This is a genomic window from Streptomyces sp. NPDC020898, from assembly GCF_044333925.1.
In the GTDB taxonomy this organism is placed as follows: Bacteria; Actinomycetota; Actinomycetes; order Streptomycetales; family Streptomycetaceae; genus Streptomyces.
This window is the reverse complement of the sequence record NZ_JBIRRV010000005.1, coordinates 140,451-155,479: the sequence shown is the minus strand read 5'-3', so window position 1 is coordinate 155,479 and position 15,029 is coordinate 140,451. Positions and strand designations below refer to the sequence as shown.

Annotated in this window: 13 protein-coding genes; 8 read left to right on the top strand and 5 right to left on the bottom strand. The window is 70.0% G+C overall.

The genetic code is table 11. The features are described 5' to 3' along the window. Positions 1-26 precede the first annotated feature (26 nt). Positions 27-2,849, bottom strand: coding sequence for a penicillin acylase family protein (locus tag ACH4TV_RS18055; protein ID WP_398399104.1), 2,823 nt, complete (start codon positions 2,847-2,849; stop codon positions 27-29). Between the two features lie 414 nt (positions 2,850-3,263). On the opposite strand from ACH4TV_RS18055, the gene ACH4TV_RS18050 reads away from it, so the two are divergent. The 3 genes from ACH4TV_RS18050 to ACH4TV_RS18040 all read left to right on the top strand — a co-directional run bounded on the left by ACH4TV_RS18050 (position 3,264) and on the right by ACH4TV_RS18040 (position 5,907). Further along, positions 3,264-3,869 (top strand): hypothetical protein, encoded by a 606-nt coding sequence (locus tag ACH4TV_RS18050; protein ID WP_398399102.1) that lies wholly within the window; start codon positions 3,264-3,266, stop codon positions 3,867-3,869. Positions 3,870-3,957: 88 nt separating this feature from the next. Beyond that, entirely contained in the window at positions 3,958-4,752 is a 795-nt protein-coding gene (locus tag ACH4TV_RS18045; RefSeq protein ID WP_398399100.1) for a 3-keto-5-aminohexanoate cleavage protein, read from the top strand. Positions 4,753-4,839: 87 nt separating this feature from the next. Further along, the gene (locus ACH4TV_RS18040) at positions 4,840-5,907 is read left to right on the top strand and encodes an RNA ligase (ATP) (protein ID WP_398399098.1); all 1,068 of its coding nucleotides are present in this window, start codon (positions 4,840-4,842) and stop codon (positions 5,905-5,907) included. Here the strand turns inward: ACH4TV_RS18040 and soxR are convergent. Beyond that, a complete protein-coding gene (gene soxR / locus ACH4TV_RS18035; RefSeq protein ID WP_398399096.1) occupies positions 5,861-6,376 on the bottom strand; it encodes a redox-sensitive transcriptional activator SoxR in 516 nt (171 codons plus the stop codon). The two genes, ACH4TV_RS18040 and soxR, sit on opposite strands and share 47 nt — an antisense overlap. 150 nt (positions 6,377-6,526) lie before the next feature. Between soxR and ACH4TV_RS18030 the strand changes: the two genes are divergently transcribed. The 3 genes from ACH4TV_RS18030 (at position 6,527) to ACH4TV_RS18020 (ending at position 11,192) form a co-directional block, all read left to right on the top strand. Further along, positions 6,527-6,988 (top strand): MaoC family dehydratase, encoded by a 462-nt coding sequence (locus ACH4TV_RS18030; RefSeq protein WP_398399094.1) that lies wholly within the window; start codon positions 6,527-6,529, stop codon positions 6,986-6,988. Positions 6,989-7,049: 61 nt separating this feature from the next. Continuing rightward, entirely contained in the window at positions 7,050-7,352 is a 303-nt protein-coding gene (locus ACH4TV_RS18025) for a hypothetical protein (protein ID WP_398399092.1), read from the top strand. Between the two features lie 825 nt (positions 7,353-8,177). Then, positions 8,178-11,192, top strand: a complete 3,015-nt coding sequence (locus ACH4TV_RS18020; protein WP_398399090.1) for an amidohydrolase family protein — start codon at positions 8,178-8,180, stop codon at positions 11,190-11,192. 16 nt (positions 11,193-11,208) lie between these two features. Here the strand turns inward: ACH4TV_RS18020 and ACH4TV_RS18015 are convergent, their stop codons facing one another. The 3 genes from ACH4TV_RS18015 to ACH4TV_RS18005 all read right to left on the bottom strand — a co-directional run bounded on the left by ACH4TV_RS18015 (position 11,209) and on the right by ACH4TV_RS18005 (position 13,486). After that, entirely contained in the window at positions 11,209-11,874 is a 666-nt protein-coding gene (locus ACH4TV_RS18015; RefSeq protein ID WP_398399088.1) for a TetR/AcrR family transcriptional regulator, read from the bottom strand. 91 nt (positions 11,875-11,965) lie between these two features. Continuing rightward, complete coding sequence (locus ACH4TV_RS18010; RefSeq protein WP_398399086.1) at positions 11,966-12,253, bottom strand: YiaA/YiaB family inner membrane protein; 288 nt, start codon at positions 12,251-12,253, stop codon at positions 11,966-11,968. An 81-nt stretch (positions 12,254-12,334) separates the two neighbouring features. Then, positions 12,335-13,486: an acyl-CoA dehydrogenase family protein gene (locus ACH4TV_RS18005; RefSeq protein ID WP_398399084.1), complete on the bottom strand. Its 1,152-nt coding sequence runs from the start codon at positions 13,484-13,486 to the stop codon at positions 12,335-12,337. A gap of 77 nt (positions 13,487-13,563) precedes the next feature. Here ACH4TV_RS18005 and ACH4TV_RS18000 point away from each other — a divergent pair, with 77 nt between their 5' ends. Next, positions 13,564-14,235 (top strand): TetR/AcrR family transcriptional regulator, encoded by a 672-nt coding sequence (locus tag ACH4TV_RS18000; protein ID WP_398399082.1) that lies wholly within the window; start codon positions 13,564-13,566, stop codon positions 14,233-14,235. 61 nt (positions 14,236-14,296) lie between these two features. Beyond that, the gene (locus ACH4TV_RS17995) at positions 14,297-15,028 is read left to right on the top strand and encodes an ArsR/SmtB family transcription factor (protein ID WP_398399080.1); all 732 of its coding nucleotides are present in this window, start codon (positions 14,297-14,299) and stop codon (positions 15,026-15,028) included. Position 15,029: the final 1 nt, after the last annotated feature.

The following is a 15,029-nucleotide window of genomic DNA, read 5'->3' as shown; positions in this document are numbered from 1 at the left end:
CCGCACCACTACCGGTGCCTCAACTGCTACCGGTGTGACGTGAACTCGACGACCTGCTGGTAGGTCGGCCGGTTCTGCCAGCTGATGTTGTAGTGCTTGATGCCTCCCAGGGTGCGCTGGACGATCGAGTCGGCGCACCACTGGTTGCCCGCCGCGCAGAGGTCGTCGCCGGGGTAGACCTGGGCGGCCGTCTTGGCCGCCGCGGTCTTCAGGGTGCTGATGAGGATGTCCCGGCAGCCGCTGAGCGTGCCGCCGCCGCAGTACTTCTGCGCCAGCCCGCCCTGTACCGGGTCACCGAGGATCGCCCGGAGGTCCTTGTCGACATAGCTCCACCAGCCGTACTGGAAGGAGCTTCCGGCGTGTGCCCCGGTCGGACCGTGTGCGGCCGAGGGCGCTTCGTCGACGGGGAGGTTGGTGGTGATGGCGGTGTAGAGGTCGGTGCCGAGGCCCGGTTCGAACTCGGCCTTCACCAGCAGTGGCCACCAGGCGTCGAGGATGCGGATCGCGTCGGCGTTGGCGTACGCCTTCGAACCCGCCGACGTCTCCGTGCGTCTGGCGCCCGCCGTCACCCACGCGGACAGCTTGCTGACGGCCGCCGCAGCCGCGGAGTCGGTGACCGTCGAACTGTTGACGACCCGCAGCAGCTTCGGCAGCACGTCCTCGGCCCGCAGATCGGCGAGCGCGGCGTCGGCCATCGCCTTCACCAGTTGCGCCCGTGTCACTCCGCCCGCCGTGACGAGTTTCCTGACCCGGTCCTCCAGGAGGTTGCCGCGGTGGACGGAGCCCTCGCCCCAGGAGGCGCTGGTGTAGTCCTTGGCCTGTTTGTTGTTCCAGGAGATGTAGTAGTCCTGGTCGACCGAGTTGGGGTGGGCGGAGGGCGGCGTGTAGTCGGCGGTGTTGGTCGTCGGGTTCCAGTTCCGCCACTCGTACGCGGACTGCGCCCAGACCGGGAACTCGGCGTCGACGCCGCTCGCGCGCACCGGGTTGTCGCCGCTGTTGTAGTACGCGGTGTGCGTGGAGTCGGCGTAGAACCAGTTGAAGGTGAAGTTGATGTGCTGCACCGCCGCCTGGAAGGTCGCGGGACCCTTCACATAATCGGGGTCGTTGAGCATCTGGAAGCCGATGATCGAGTCGGCCTCGTGCATGTAGGAGGAGCGCAGGGTTGAGTAGGCGACCTTCTTTCCGCCGACCGTCGCCCGATGGCTCACCGGGCCGTATTTCGTCCGGTAGACCTGCATCCGGTAGGAGCCGGCAGCCGTGCCGTCGGCCGTGGTCGGCTTCCAGGCGTTGGTCTGCTCGATCTTCTCCATCGCGGTGCAGGTGCCGTGGTAGAGGTAGTGGACGTCGTCCTGGCACAGCTCGACCGCGTACGAGTCGATGATGTCCTGCCCGGAGGTCGTCGCGCTCCACGCGTAGTCCTGGCCGCGGCCGAGTTCGACGTACATGCTCAGCCCCGCGAAGGAGGCGCCGCGCGCGCTGAGGCCCGGCCCCTGGATCTCCTGGAGCATCAGCAACTGGGGTGCGAAGTAGCCGGTCTGCGGGCCGAAGACGGCGATCGGGTGGCCGCTGGCGGTCTTCGCGCCGCTGACCACCAGGGCGTTGGACATTCCGCGCTTGGCGGAGGTGAGGGCGGTGGCCGTCGCCGTACGGGAGGTACTGGTCGCGGTCGCGGTGGCGGCGCTGCCCGTACGGTCGTACACCAGCGGTTCCGTGGCGACCGTGCCGGCGTCGGGCAGGGCCTCACCCTGCGGGTCGGCGGGCGGGGTCGCGTACGGGAAGCTCTGGCCGTTGTGGAGGGTGAGGACGGCCTCGGGGTCGTTGCGCTCGCGGAAGGACTCCCAGACCTTGGTGCCCTCGACGACGCCGTACTTGGACTGGGCGGCCATGAGTGAGATCGCGTTGTTGACCTCACCGCCGCCGCCGGAGCCGAAGAGCGCGCCGATGACGGAGGCCAGCGCGACCAGGTCGGTGGACTTGAACTTCTGGATGGTGCCCGCGTTGGTGACGGAGTCCTTCCAGCCGGTGAGGACGTACTCGCCGGGGAAGTAGCGCCCGCTGTCGGAGGCGTCGATGTACGCGTTGATGCCCGCGACATAGGCGTTGACGTCGGCGAGGGCCTGCTGGCCGCGGGCTCCGTTGGTGGCGACCGCGTTGTCTATCTGGGCCTGGAGGTCGGCCTCGGTGTACGGCGCGTGACGCCAGAACTCCTGTTCAAGGCCCTGGTTGGAGGGGTCGCCGCCCGCGAAGGGCGTCAGCTGGCCGCGTCCGACGTGCCGGAAGACGTCCATCAGCCAGAGGCGGTCCTGGGCGGCGGCGTATCCGGCGCCGAACTCGGTGCCGTAACGAGTGGTGCCTGTGATGTGCGGCACACCCGTCTTCTTGTCGCGGACGATCGTCACGTCGGTGCGGCCGGCCGGCTTCAGGGTGGAGGCGACCTGGTCGGCGGCGACCCCGAACGAGGCGTCGTTGAAGAAGTTGTTGATGGTGGCGTTGGTGAGTCCGGAGTAGCCCGTGGCCAGGTTGGCATAGGGCCCGAGCTGGTCTTCCGCGTGCTCGGGCTGGGAGCCGAAGGCCTGGTTGAGCAGGATCTGGGAGAGGGTCGCGTTGCCGTTCTGACCGGGCGGCAGGATGTCGGAGCACTGGGCTCCGCAGTAGTCGTTGGCCGCGGCTGCGTGGGCCTCGGTCGCCGGGGAGAGAGGGGAAAGCGGGGACAAAAAGCCGGCAATGAGCGTGCATACGGTCGCGGTCTTCAGGAACCCGAAGAGTCCGCGGGGAGTTCTCAGTCTGTCGAGGGTCCTGACGGGCCTGAAGGTCCGATCGACGGTGGTGCCTGGGGTGCGCCGTGACATGGCGACTCCTCCGGACGGGGGGTGGACCACTCCGAACGGGGTGGGCCAGACGTTACCGCCGGTATCCCCGGTATTGAAGATGAACATGCGTCACGTTTGAACAACGTGGTACTGCGAATGCGTTGGAGAGGTGCGGGGGCACTTCGGGGCGCCGGGCGCGCATTCGGTCCGGTGCCGTGTCCAACAGGTGTTGCACAGGCGGCCGACAGTTTCAGGAGGTAGCCGTGAAGGGTGGTCCGGCGGACGGCTCAGGGCCGTTGACGGCGGTCCGAAGGGGGCCGACGAACGGCTTATGGCCGTCATCGGAAATCGGATGGAGCCGAATCGCTTGTCGATACGTCTATTCGGCGACGTCCGTTCGACGACGCCGAAGTGACCGAAGTACAGGTGCAGGTGTGACGGAGGTGCAAGGCGATGGCCGGTTTCCGGAGTCTGGCGAGACAGGTGCGGGATCCGCGGAGCGATCTGGCGCTGCGGCGGTACTCACTGCGCAAGTGCCTTGAGAGGTTCGCCCCTTACGGGCACAGGGCGACCTGGGACCATCTGAGCTCCCGGGCCGGGTTCGGCCCGGAGGACCGTTCCCCCGACCCAGCGCGGCTCGTGGCCGCACTGGACGAACTCGAGGAAGCGCGCTCGGTCTGGCTGGCCTACGAGGTGGAGTTCGCGAAGCGGCGCAAGAAGGAGAAGTACGACGGGCTGCGCCGGCCCGGAAGCGTGGACGACTGGCATCGGCTGACCTGGGGTGGGTTCGGGGTGGCCTGGTGCGACGACCCGGGGGTGCACCCCCACGAGTCACTGGCCGAGGTGCTGCGACGGCTGATCGCCGCCCTGGAGCGCGAACCGGGCTCGGTCTGCCCGGTGTGCGTCGGGGAGCACCTCACCTGGAAGTACGACCTGGCCCATGAACCGTCGTCGGGTCCCGTCTGCACGGAGTGCGGCATCGTGGTGCCGCGGCCCGTACTGACCCCCGAGGCCCTGGCGGAGTCCAGGCGCGGACGGCTGCTTCTCATGTCGGCCTGAGCACGACGGGGGTGCGCCGGGGATGCCGCACCCCCCAATCGAGCGTCCCGACGGCCCGATTGTCAGTGGCGACCGGCATCATCGAGGCATGGTGCAGGTGTGTCTCAACGGCTCCCGGGGAGCCGCCCACGGTGCGGTCGTACCGCTGTCGCCGGGTGCGATGGCCGACGCGGCGGCAGCCGCTGTGGCGGCCGGGGCCACCGACGTCCACGTCCATCCCAAGTCCCCCTGCGGCCAGGACACCCTGTCCCCGCGCGCGGTCGCGGCGACGCTGACGGAGATACGGTCGCGGGTCACCGTGCCGCTCGGCGTGACCACGGGCGCCTGGGCCGAGCCGGATCCGGCGCGGCGGCTTGAGCATGTCCGTGCGTGGACCGTCCTGCCCGACCACGCGTCCGTCAACTGGCACGAGCCGGGCGCCGAGGAACTGGCGGCCCTTCTCATCGACCTCGGCGTGGGCGTCGAGGCGGGCATCTGGTCCGGGACGGACGGCGCGGCCCGGTTCGCGGCCTCACCCGTCGCCCCCAAGGTGCTGTGCGTCCTCGCAGAGGTGACGGACACCGACCCCGACACGGCCGAGCACACCGCCCGCACCCTCCTCTCCGACCTCGGCATGTCACCCCACGGCCGCCCGGTCCTCCTGCACGGCGAGAACGGCGGCACCTGGCCCGTCCTGCGCCTCGCGGCCCGCCTCGGCCTCGCGACCCGCATCGGCCTGGAGGACACCCTGTACCTGCCGGATGGGGAACGGGCGTCGTCCAACGCCGAGTTGGTGAGGGCGGGCCTGGCGGAGTACGCGGCCCCGATAGGGGCGCGGGGAACTGCGCGCCCAGCCCCCACCGGACCCGCAGTGAACAACCAGCAACCCCGGCGGAGCCCATAGCAGCGAAAAATCCCGTAGCTCCACCCCTTTCCCACAAGGAGAGTTGGCGGCAATGAAACCCACCTGAGCGACACTTGAGGAGCCCTGATGTCGACGCTGCGCGTCACCGCCGAAGTCCTGACCATCCACTCGCATCCGAACGCCGACGCGCTCGAACTGGCCCAGGTGGGCCTGTATCGCGCCGTCGTCGCCAAGGGGGCGTACCGAACCGGAGACGCGGCTCTCTACATCCCCGAGCAGTCCGTGCTGCCGGGTGAGCTGGTCGAGGAGCTGGGGCTGACCGGGCGGCTGGCGGGGAGCAGGTCGGACCGGGTCAAGGCGGTGCGGCTGCGCGGCGAGCTGTCGCAGGGCATCGTGTGCCGGCCGAGCGCGCTCACGGGCGTCGACCTGGCGCGGGCCGCGACGGAGGGCACCGACTTCGCGGAGCGGCTGGGCATCGTGAAGTGGGTGCCGCCGATCCCGCCCACGATGAACGGCGACGTCGAGTCCGCGCCCGACCTCATGTCCTGGGTCGACATCGAGAACATCCAGCGCTACCCCGGCATCTTCACGCCGGGCGAGCCCGTCGTCCTCACGGAGAAACTGCACGGCTCGGCCTGCCTGCTGACGTATCTCGCGGACGAGGGACGCGTCCAGGTCTCGTCGAAGGGATTCGGCGCCAAGAAGCTCGCCCTGAAGGAGGACCCGCGCAACCTGTACTGGCGGGCGGTGCGCGGGCACGGGGTCGCCGAGGCAGCCGCCCGGCTCGCCGAACGGCTCGGGGCGCGCCGGGTCGGGATCTTCGGCGAGGTGTTCGGCGCGGGCGTGCAGGACCTGGCGTACGGCGCGGACGGGCGGCGCGAGACGCTCGGTTACTCCGTGTTCGACGTCTCGGTGGAGGTCGACGGGGCGGTGCGCTGGCTGGACGCGGCGGCGCTGCTGGAGGGGGAACTGCCGCTCGTACCAAGGCTCTTCGAGGGTCCGTACGACATCGACCGGGTCCTGGAGGTCGCGAGCGGGCGCGAGACGGTGTCCGGGCGTGGGCTGCATCTGCGGGAGGGCGTGGTGATCCGGCCGGCCGTCGAGCGGTACAGCGCGGTGACCGGCGGGAGGGCGATCGCGAAGGCGGTCAGTCCGGCGTATCTGACGCGGAAGGGCGGGACGGAGTACGAGTAGCCGGACCGGCGCCGCGCTTCTCCACCATCAGCCGGGATCCCGCCTGGCGTTCGCCGAAGACGTCGTCCGGGTTGGACAGCACACAGCCCTCCAGGGACAGGCAGCCGCAGCCGATGCAGTCCGTGAGGTGGTCGCGGAGTCGGTTCAACTGCTTGATGCGCTCGTCCAGTTCGGAGCGCCACGCCTCGGAGAGGTGGGCCCAGTCCTCCCTGGTCGGGGTGCGTTCCTCGGGGAGTTCGGCGAGCGCCTCACGGATCGTGGCCAGCGGGATCCCGACGCGCTGCGCGGCTCGCACGAAGGCGACCCGGCGCAGCGCGTCGCGGCTGTAGCGGCGCTGGTTGCCCGAGGTGCGGCGGCTGGTGATGAGGCCCTTGGACTCGTAGAAGTGCAGGGCGGAGACGGCGGCGCCGCTGCGGGCGGCGAGCTGGCCGACCGTGAGTTCGTGGATCTTCTCGGGAAGCTGGGGCACCCCTCGAACCCTACCCACCCAATGCGGACCGCAGTCCGTTGACATGAGGGCCGCGGCCCATCATGCTAAGCAGTTGCTTAGGTAGATTGCTCAGGTAGATACAGTGCAGTTGCTTTGGACACTTGGACACAGTGGCGAGGAGGCCGGGACATGGCAGAGCCGAGGATCTTCACGGGTGCGGACGACCTGAAGGCGGCGGTCGGTGAGCAGCTGGGGTACACCGACTGGCTGGAGGTCGACCAGAAGCGCATCGACCTCTTCGCGGACGCCACCGGCGACCACCAGTGGATCCACGTCGATCCGGAGAAGGCCGCCGCCGGCCCCTTCGGGACCACCATCGCGCACGGCTATCTGACCCTCTCGCTGCTGCCGCTCTTCGGGCCGCAGCTGATCAAGGTCGAGAACGTGAAGATGGGCGTCAACTACGGGACGAACAAGGTGCGTTTCCCCGCGCCCGTCCCCGTCGGCTCCCGACTGCGCGCCACCGCCACGATCAACGGCGTCGACGACGTCGCCGGGGGCGTCCAGGTCACCGTCGGCTTCAGCGTGGAACGCGAGGGCGGCGACAAGCCGGTGTGCGTGGCGGAGTCCGTGTCGCGCTACTACCTCTAGGCCCTCTAGGCCAGGACTTCGCAGGCCACCGTTTCAGGTCTGTGGCCGGCGGGTCTGCCCGATGTCGGCGTCGAAGGGCATCGCCTCCGGCGCCGACAACGCCATCCGTGAGGTCGGCCGCGCCGACCTCACCGCCGTCTTCTCCGCCCAGGGCGGCTACGAATCCGCTTCCACGTTCATGGACGGACTGATCCCGGCCCTCTGGGCCGGCGCCGGTACGGTCGCCCTTGCCGTACCCCTCGCGCTCCTGATGCTCCGGCAGCGCAAGGCCGACGGCCCGGCCACCGGCCTCTCGGAAGGCACTCCGGCCGTCCCCTCGCCGCCCGTGACCTCTCCGGGCATGGGGCAGGGAACGTGGGCTTGAAGGGTGCGACGCCGGTGCACACCCGCGTGGGCAGCTCCCTGACGGATACGGTGACGGATCCCGTGACGGATCCGCTTCCCTGCCTTCGTGCGTAGCGTCGGAGCGTGATCATTGCACTCGCGCCCCCCACACGAGATTCAGACCTGTTCGGGAATGGATCAGCCGAGCAGCGACCTGTCCTGATCGGGCGGCCAGTCCAGGCCCGAGGACACTGATCCGGGTCATGAGCGGGCCTCGGAGCGCCTCTGACCTGGGGCGACAGTCTCGCTTGAGGCTTACGACGCTCACGGACAGTCAGCTCTCCGCTCTCCGCGCGCACACGGGCCATGTCCCCGGCGTGCGCAGGCCGGCCCTGACGTCAGCCCGCAGGACACACGTAACTCCCCCCAGCTGGGCCGTATCCGAAGCGGAGGATGACGGCCCCGCCACGTGCCGACCCGTGGGGACGGGGATTGGTGCGTGAGACGGGGCCCGGCGGTCGCTCCCTCATCACGAAAGCGACCGCCGGGCCCTGCAGAAGCACGTCATTTTCATGGAACGTGTCGGCAGGTGGTCCGGACGGCGTGGGCGGGGCGGTCAGCCACGCCCGGTCCCGTCCGCCGGGCCGCTCGCCGACGCACTGACTTTCGAGGCCTGATGGATCACCACGATGAATTGTCTCGTCGGCGCGCTTTGAAGACCGGGTTGGGCGGGCTGGCCGGCGGAGCCCTCTCACTGTCTTCAGAACAAGCCTTTGCTTCTTCTGTTGCCACCTCTGCCGACAGCGCGGCCGCGCTTTCCGCACCGGCCACGACTTTTGAGTTCACGGCCGGTACCAATGCCTTTGTGACCGCTTCGCCCGTCGACGGCCAGTTGATCGCCCAGGTGCAGGGCGTGTTGTGGTCGATTCCGCGTGGGGGCGGTCAGGCGACGGCGCTGACCTCCGCGGACCTGGAACCGGCCCGCGCGGCCTGGTCGCCGGACGGTTCACGGATCGCCGTCTGCGCGTACCAGGGGGGCGGGTTCCATGTGTGGACGATGGCACCGGACGGTTCCCGTCTGCGCCGGCTGACGTCCGGTCCGTGGGACGACCGGGGCGTGGCATGGTCACCGGACGGTTCACGGATCGCGTTCGCGTCCGAGCGCGGTGGGCATCCGGTGGCGGGAAGCTCCTACAGTATCTGGACCGTGGATGTGCGGTCCGGTGAGCTGGCGCAGCTCACCGACGACCCGGATGTCGAGGACTACGACCCCGCCTGGCACCCGGACGGCACCCGGCTGGTGTTCGTCAGAGCCGGAGCCAAGGGCGGACGGACTCTGGCCTCTGTCCCGGCCAGGGGCGGGAAGGTCTCGGTGGAACGGACGGTGGACAAGGGCACGTTGGTGGGTCCGGCGGTCGCCGCGGACGGCCGGGTGGCCTATGTCCATGTGGGCGATGCCGTACAGCCCTTCAATGCCGCGAGTTCCGTCCTCATGCTGGACGGCGAGCCCGTGACCGGCGATGAGGACGTCTCTCCGTTCCCGCCCTGCTGGACCCCGAAGGGCGAGCTCTTCTACGTCGCCGACGGACAGCTGAAGGTCCGGCGACCGGGCACGGCACAGTCCGCGCAGCCCGCGCCGGAACTGATCCCCTTCACCGCGTCGCTGGACGTCCCGCGGCCGGAGTACCGCCAAAAACGCTACGACTTCGACTCGTCGGCCGACCGCGAGGTGCAGGGAATCCACCTTCCGGTGCTCTCTCCCGACGGCAGGTCGGTTGCCTTCGCCGCGCTCAACGCGCTGTGGGTGATGCCGATCGGCGGCCGTCCCCGCAAGCTGGTGCAGGCGCACGCGTCCGCCTACGTGCAGATGCCGTCCTGGGCGCCGGACGGGGAGAGCATCCTGTTCTCCTGCGAGGGAGGCGCGGACGGCAGCAGCCTGATAGCTGTCCACCGTCAATGGCTCACCGGTGACCGCACCGAGGTGCTGGCCACCGGAGGACGCCTGCACCCCGTGCTCTCCCCCGACGGCTCCAGACTCGCCTGCCACGACTCCACGGGCAACCTCCTCATCCGCGACCTGGCCACGGGAACCGAGAAGACCCTGGTCGCGCCGCTCGGCGCCAACGGCCTGCCCGGCCCTCCGAGTTGGTCGCCCGACGGGAAGTACATCGCGTTCTGCGACCGCAACAAGCTCAACGACCGGTTCCGCGAGGGATACAACGTCATCCGCGTCGTCGACACGGGTACCGGACAGTGGACCGCCCATCTTCCCGCCCCGCACGCCTCCCTGTCCGACCGCGGTGCCGGCGGCCCGGTGTGGTCGCCGGACGGCTCGGCCATGGCGTTCATCATGGAGTCGGCACTGTGGGTGATGCCGGTGCACCCCGACGGCGTACCTGCCGGTGATCCTGTGTGCCTCACCGACGAGGCGGCCGACCACCCCTCATGGTCGGGCGACTCCGGCAGTCTGCTCTACGAGTCGAGCGGTCGGCTCCGGCTCATCAACCGCGACGGCTCCGGCCGACGCGCCGTCCCCGTGCCGCTGCGGTACCGCCGCCACCTGCCGTCCCGTTCCGACGTCTCCCGGGTGCACGTCGGACGCCTGTGGGACGGGACCGGTGAGACGGTCCGCGAGGACGTCGACATCGTCATCCACGGCAACCGCATCGCCGCCGTGGAACCACACCGCGCCCGGGCGGTGGCGGGCGAGAAGCTGATCGACGCGTCCTCCTCCACCGTCATCCCTGGCCTGTGGGACTCCCACATGCACCCGTGGCAGTACACGTACGGAGGCCGGCAGAACAGCCTCATGCTCGCGTACGGCATCACCAGCAGCGTCTCGCTCGGCGGTTTCGCCCACGAGGCGGTGCGCATCCGGGAGTCCGTGGCCGCGGGCTGCATGACCGGACCGCGCCTGTTCGCCACCGGGGAGCTGATCGACGGCAGCCGGGTCGCCTACAGCATGGGCAGGGCCCACCGGACCCAGGACGGCGTCAGGCGATCCCTGGAACGGGCGGTCGCGCTCGACTACGACTTCGTCAAGACCTACGTACGCGCACCCACGTGGATCATGCGGGAGGCCGCCCGAACCGCCCACCAGGAACTCGGGGTCCTCACCGGAAGCCACTTCCTGTCACCGGGCGCAGCCGTCGGCCAGGACCTCAGCACGCATCTGCAGGCCACCGAGCGTTCCGAATACGGACACAGCCTCTCCGCGACCGGGCACGCCTACCAGGATGTCCACGAGATGTACGGGGGCGGCGACTTCAAGATCATTGTCACGCCGTTCATCGCTCTGGCGATGCTCATGACGGACCCCTCGCCGGCGAAGGACCCACGCGTCACCACGCTCATGCCCCCTTGGGACACCGCCTTCGTCCAAGGAATCGCGGCGGCCCCACGCAACGACGCCGCCACCCAGGCCGTCGAACAGGACGCGGCCGTCTTCCGGAAGATCGTCGCCGACGGCGGAACACTCGCCCTGGGCACCGACGCTCCCCTGACTCCCAACGGCCTCCAGCTCCACCTCGGCCTCCGCCTCCTGCACCACTCGGCGGGCCTGTCCGCCGCACAGGCGCTGCGCACAGTCACTGCCGTGCCCGCGGAACTGTTCGGAGTCGGTGACGACCTCGGCACCCTGGAACCAGGAAAGCTCGCCGATCTCGTGGCGGTCGACGGAAACCCCTTCGAGAACTTCGACGACCTGATCCGCACCTCATGGGTCATGCGCGACGGCGTTGTCCACCGCCAGGAGGACCTGGTCGGCCAGTTCGCCACGAGGCCGGCGGAGGACCGCACCACCGACCACACCGACTGGCTCACCGTCAGCCGGGAGCTGCGCCGCGAACCCTGTTGTTCGCAGCACGCCCTCGAGTTCTAGACCCGTACGTCGCAGGTCACCCGATCGTCCGGGTCCGGGACCCGCTTCCCTGCGGGACCTGCTCGGCCCCCACCATCCGCAGCACGAGGTCGGCGTAGAGCGCGCCGACCTCGTCCGGCGTACGCGAGCCGTTGACGTTGAACCAGCGGGCCACGTCGACGCACAGCGACAGCACGGCGACCGTCGTGCCCGGCAGGTCGGGCACGTCGAACTCGTCCGCCTCCACGCCGTCCTCGAGGATCCCGCGCAGTTCGGCGTCGCACTGGCGGCGCAGCGCGAGGATCTCGGCGCGGGCGTCGGGGCCGAGCGAGTCCAGTTCGTACTGCACGACCCGTGCGGTGGTGCGCCCCCCGGCGTGCCAGCGGACGAAGGAGCTGACGGCCTCGGCCAGCCGCTCGGCCGCGGTGCCCTCGGTCTGGGCCGCCGTACGCAGGATGTCGACGGCCTTCTCGTGGCCGATCCTGCTGATCCGGTGGAGCAGCTCTTCCTTGGTCTTGTAGTGGATGTAGAGCGCTGCCGGGCTCATGCCCGCGCGGCCCGCGATGTCCCGGGTCGTCGTCGCGTGGTAGCCGCGCTCGGCGAAGGCCTCCACGGCTGCGACGAGCAGCCGCCGGGCCGCGTCGGGGGTCACCTCGCCCCACGGCGCCGCCTCGCCGCCGACCGTCTCCTCCGCCGTACTCATCGCCCGTTCGCCCCTTCCACCGACAGTGACCCCCCACTGTACCGCCGCGGGTGAGCGGGCGCTTAGCGCGCCCGCTCGGCGCATGCCGAGGTCAGTGCTTCTCAAAGGGGTCGTACTCGGCGAGCAGCTTCTCCAGCCGGGCCTGGTCGACCCGGCTGACGATCTGTCCGGCCTCCTGGCGGTCGCGGATGACCTTGGCCAGGGTGAAGGCGGAGGTCACCAGATAGAGGACGGCGATGGCGAGGAAGCCACGCACCCAGGCGTTGGCGTCCAGCCGGAAGATGCCGATGGCCGTCGCCGCCATGGCGACGGCGAAGGACGCTACGGCCTGGCCGTAGAAGGCCGAGGTGCTCTGCTGCTTGACCGCTGTCTCACTCATGGGGACAAGAATCGGCGGCCGTGGCCCGCGCCACATCCGTCGAAGTACTCAGACAATCACCAGACATGCACCGGCAGGTACTCAGAAGGCCGATACGCCCGTCAGCGCGCGGCCGATCAGCAGCTTCTGGATCTGACTCGTGCCCTCGTAGAGGGTCATCACGCGGGCGTCGCGCAGGAGCTTGCCGGCCGGGTACTCGTCGATGTAGCCGTAGCCGCCGAAGACCTGGAGGGCGTTGTTCGCGGCGCGGACGGCGGCCTCGGAGGCGAAGAGCTTGGCCTTGGAGGACTCGGTCGCGAAGGGCAGGCCGCGGTCGATCAGGTCGGCGACCCGCCAGGTCAGCAGCCGGGCGGCGTCGACGTCCACGGCGATGTCGCTGATCAGCTCCTGCACCAGCTGGTGCCGGGCGATGGGCCCGCCGAACTGCTCGCGCTCACCCGCGTACCGGACGGCCGCGTCCAGGGCCGCCTGGGCTATCCCGACACAGCCCGCGGCGACCGACATCCGGCCCTTCGCGAGCGCCGACATGGCCACGGAGAAGCCCTTGCCCTCGGGACCCAGCATCGCGGAGGCCGGCACGCGCACATCCGCGAAGACCAGTTCGGCGGTGGCCTGACCGCGCAGACCGAGCTTGCCGTGAAGGGTCCGGCGGGTCAGTCCGGGGCTGTCGGCCGGTACGAGGAAGGCGGAGACACCCTTGTGGCCAGGAGCGTCGGTCGACCGGGCGAAAAGAAGCACCACGTCGGCCCAGGTGCCGTTGGTGATGAACATCTTGGTGCCGCTGACCACGTACTCGTCGCCCTCGCGCACCGCCCGCGTGGTGAGGTTGCCCGCGTCGGACCCGGTGCCCGGCTCGGTCAGGCCGAAGCAGCCGACGTACGCGCCCGAGGTGAGTCCGGGCAGCCAGCGGCGCTTCTGCTCCTCGCTCCCCCAGTGCGCGACGGTCTTGGCGACCAGCCCCAGGGACACGGAGACGATTCCGCGCACGGAGGAGTCCCCGCGGCCGAGTTCCTCGGTCATCAGGCAGTACGCGAGATGGTCGCCGCCCGAGCCGCCGTACTCCTCTTCGATGGTCATACCCAGGAAGCCGACCTCGCCCAGCTTCTTCACGATGGCGCGGTCGACGTCCTCGGCACGGTCCCAGGCGACGACGTTCGGGGTGATCTCGCGGTCGACGAAGTCCCGGGCGAGCCGCTGGACGGCGGTCTGCTCCTCGCTCAGTTCCAGGTTCATGACGAGCCCCCTATGGATGCGAACGGACGCTTAAATTAGCAGTGCTAGTTTACTGATGCAGCCCTACTATGTGCGCCATGGCCCGACCGCGCAAGCCCCTCCTCAGCACCGACCTGATCATCGAGACGGCACGGGCCCTGGTGGACGCGGAGGGGCTGTCCGCCCTGTCGACGCGTCGGCTCGCCGCCGAGCTGGGGGTCAGCGGACCGTCCCTCTACAACCACTTCCGGACGAAGGACCAGATCCTGGAGGCGGTCGCGGACTCGGTGAGCGCGCTGGTCGACCTGTCGATGTTCGAGGGGGGCGAGGCGGGCGAGGGGCACGACGAGGGCCTGGACTGGCGGACCGCGCTGCACGACTGGGCCGTCTCCTACCGGGCCGCCCTGCGCGACCACCCGAACATCCTCCCGGTGATGGTCCGCGGCCCCGGCCGCCGCCCGGCGGGCCTGCGCCTCGCCGACGCCGTGTACGGCGGGATGGTCGACGCGGGCTGGCCGCCCGCCCAGGCCACGTCGATCGGCGCGCTGATGCGGTACTTCGTCATGGGCTCCGCGCTCGGCTCGTTCGCCGGGGGCTTCGTGGACGACGAGAGCGCGTACGACCCCGCCGACTATCCCCACCTCGGACAGGCCCACCTCCTCGCCGAGCAGCAGGAGAAGATCGACGAGCGGGCTTTCGAGACCGGCCTCAGGGCGCTGCTGGACGGGCTGGCACAGCAGTACGAGCAGCTGAAGCCGACCACCGCGTAGGACGGCACCTGATGGGCACACTTCGGCGAGCGCCGAAGTGTCCGTACCCCATGCTGAGTCCATGACCACGACGGGTGCGGGGAGTACGGGGAAGCCGGGCCGGGCGTCCGGGCTCGCGGCGCTGGCCGCACTGATGGCGGACGAGACCCGGGCCGGTTTTCTGCTGGCGCTGCTGGACGGGCGAGCGTGGACCGCCGGGGAGTTGGCGCGGCACGCCGGGGTCGTCGCGTCGACGGCCAGCGAACACCTGGGCAAGCTCGTGGCCGGTGGGCTGCTCACCGAGGAGCGGCAGGGACGGCACCGATACGTACGGCTGGCCGACGCCCGCGTGGCCCAGCTCGTCGAGGACCTGACCGCCCGGGCCGGACCCGCCACGGCCGAACTCCCGCGTACGTTGCGGGAGTCGAGTGCCGGATCCGCGATGGCACGGGGCCGAACCTGCTACGACCACCTCGCCGGACGGCTCGGTATCGCTCTCACCGACGCCCTGACCGTGCGCGGGCTGCTCCGCCAGGACACCGGGTTCGCGCTCACGGACGCGGGGCTGCACTGGTTCGCCGCCGCGGGTATCGACCTCGACCGCACCGGTCGCCGCCCCCTCGCCCGTGCCTGCCTCGACTGGACGGAACGCCGCACCCACCTCGCGGGCACCGCCGGCGCGGCCCTGTGCCGGCACGTGCTGGACGCGCACTGGTGCGTACGCATCGGCTCGGAACGCGCGGTCAAGGTGACCCCCGAAGGGGAACGCCGTCTCGCCGAGCTCCTCGGCATCGAGGCAACGGCCTTGCGCTGAG

What these genes read in the sequence shown, in the direction of transcription:
- ACH4TV_RS18055 (WP_398399104.1), bottom strand. Translation starts at nt 2,849, where the DNA reads ATGTCACGGCGCACCCCAGGCACCACCGTCGATCGGACCTTCAGGCCC.
- ACH4TV_RS18050 (WP_398399102.1), top strand. Translation starts at nt 3,264, where the DNA reads ATGGCCGGTTTCCGGAGTCTGGCGAGACAGGTGCGGGATCCGCGGAGC.
- ACH4TV_RS18045 (WP_398399100.1), top strand. Translation starts at nt 3,958, where the DNA reads ATGGTGCAGGTGTGTCTCAACGGCTCCCGGGGAGCCGCCCACGGTGCG.
- ACH4TV_RS18040 (WP_398399098.1), top strand. Translation starts at nt 4,840, where the DNA reads ATGTCGACGCTGCGCGTCACCGCCGAAGTCCTGACCATCCACTCGCAT.
- ACH4TV_RS18030 (WP_398399094.1), top strand. Translation starts at nt 6,527, where the DNA reads ATGGCAGAGCCGAGGATCTTCACGGGTGCGGACGACCTGAAGGCGGCG.
- ACH4TV_RS18025 (WP_398399092.1), top strand. Translation starts at nt 7,050, where the DNA reads ATGTCGGCGTCGAAGGGCATCGCCTCCGGCGCCGACAACGCCATCCGT.
- ACH4TV_RS18015 (WP_398399088.1), bottom strand. Translation starts at nt 11,874, where the DNA reads ATGAGTACGGCGGAGGAGACGGTCGGCGGCGAGGCGGCGCCGTGGGGC.
- ACH4TV_RS18010 (WP_398399086.1), bottom strand. Translation starts at nt 12,253, where the DNA reads ATGAGTGAGACAGCGGTCAAGCAGCAGAGCACCTCGGCCTTCTACGGC.
- ACH4TV_RS18005 (WP_398399084.1), bottom strand. Translation starts at nt 13,486, where the DNA reads ATGAACCTGGAACTGAGCGAGGAGCAGACCGCCGTCCAGCGGCTCGCC.
- ACH4TV_RS18000 (WP_398399082.1), top strand. Translation starts at nt 13,564, where the DNA reads ATGGCCCGACCGCGCAAGCCCCTCCTCAGCACCGACCTGATCATCGAG.
- ACH4TV_RS17995 (WP_398399080.1), top strand. Translation starts at nt 14,297, where the DNA reads ATGACCACGACGGGTGCGGGGAGTACGGGGAAGCCGGGCCGGGCGTCC.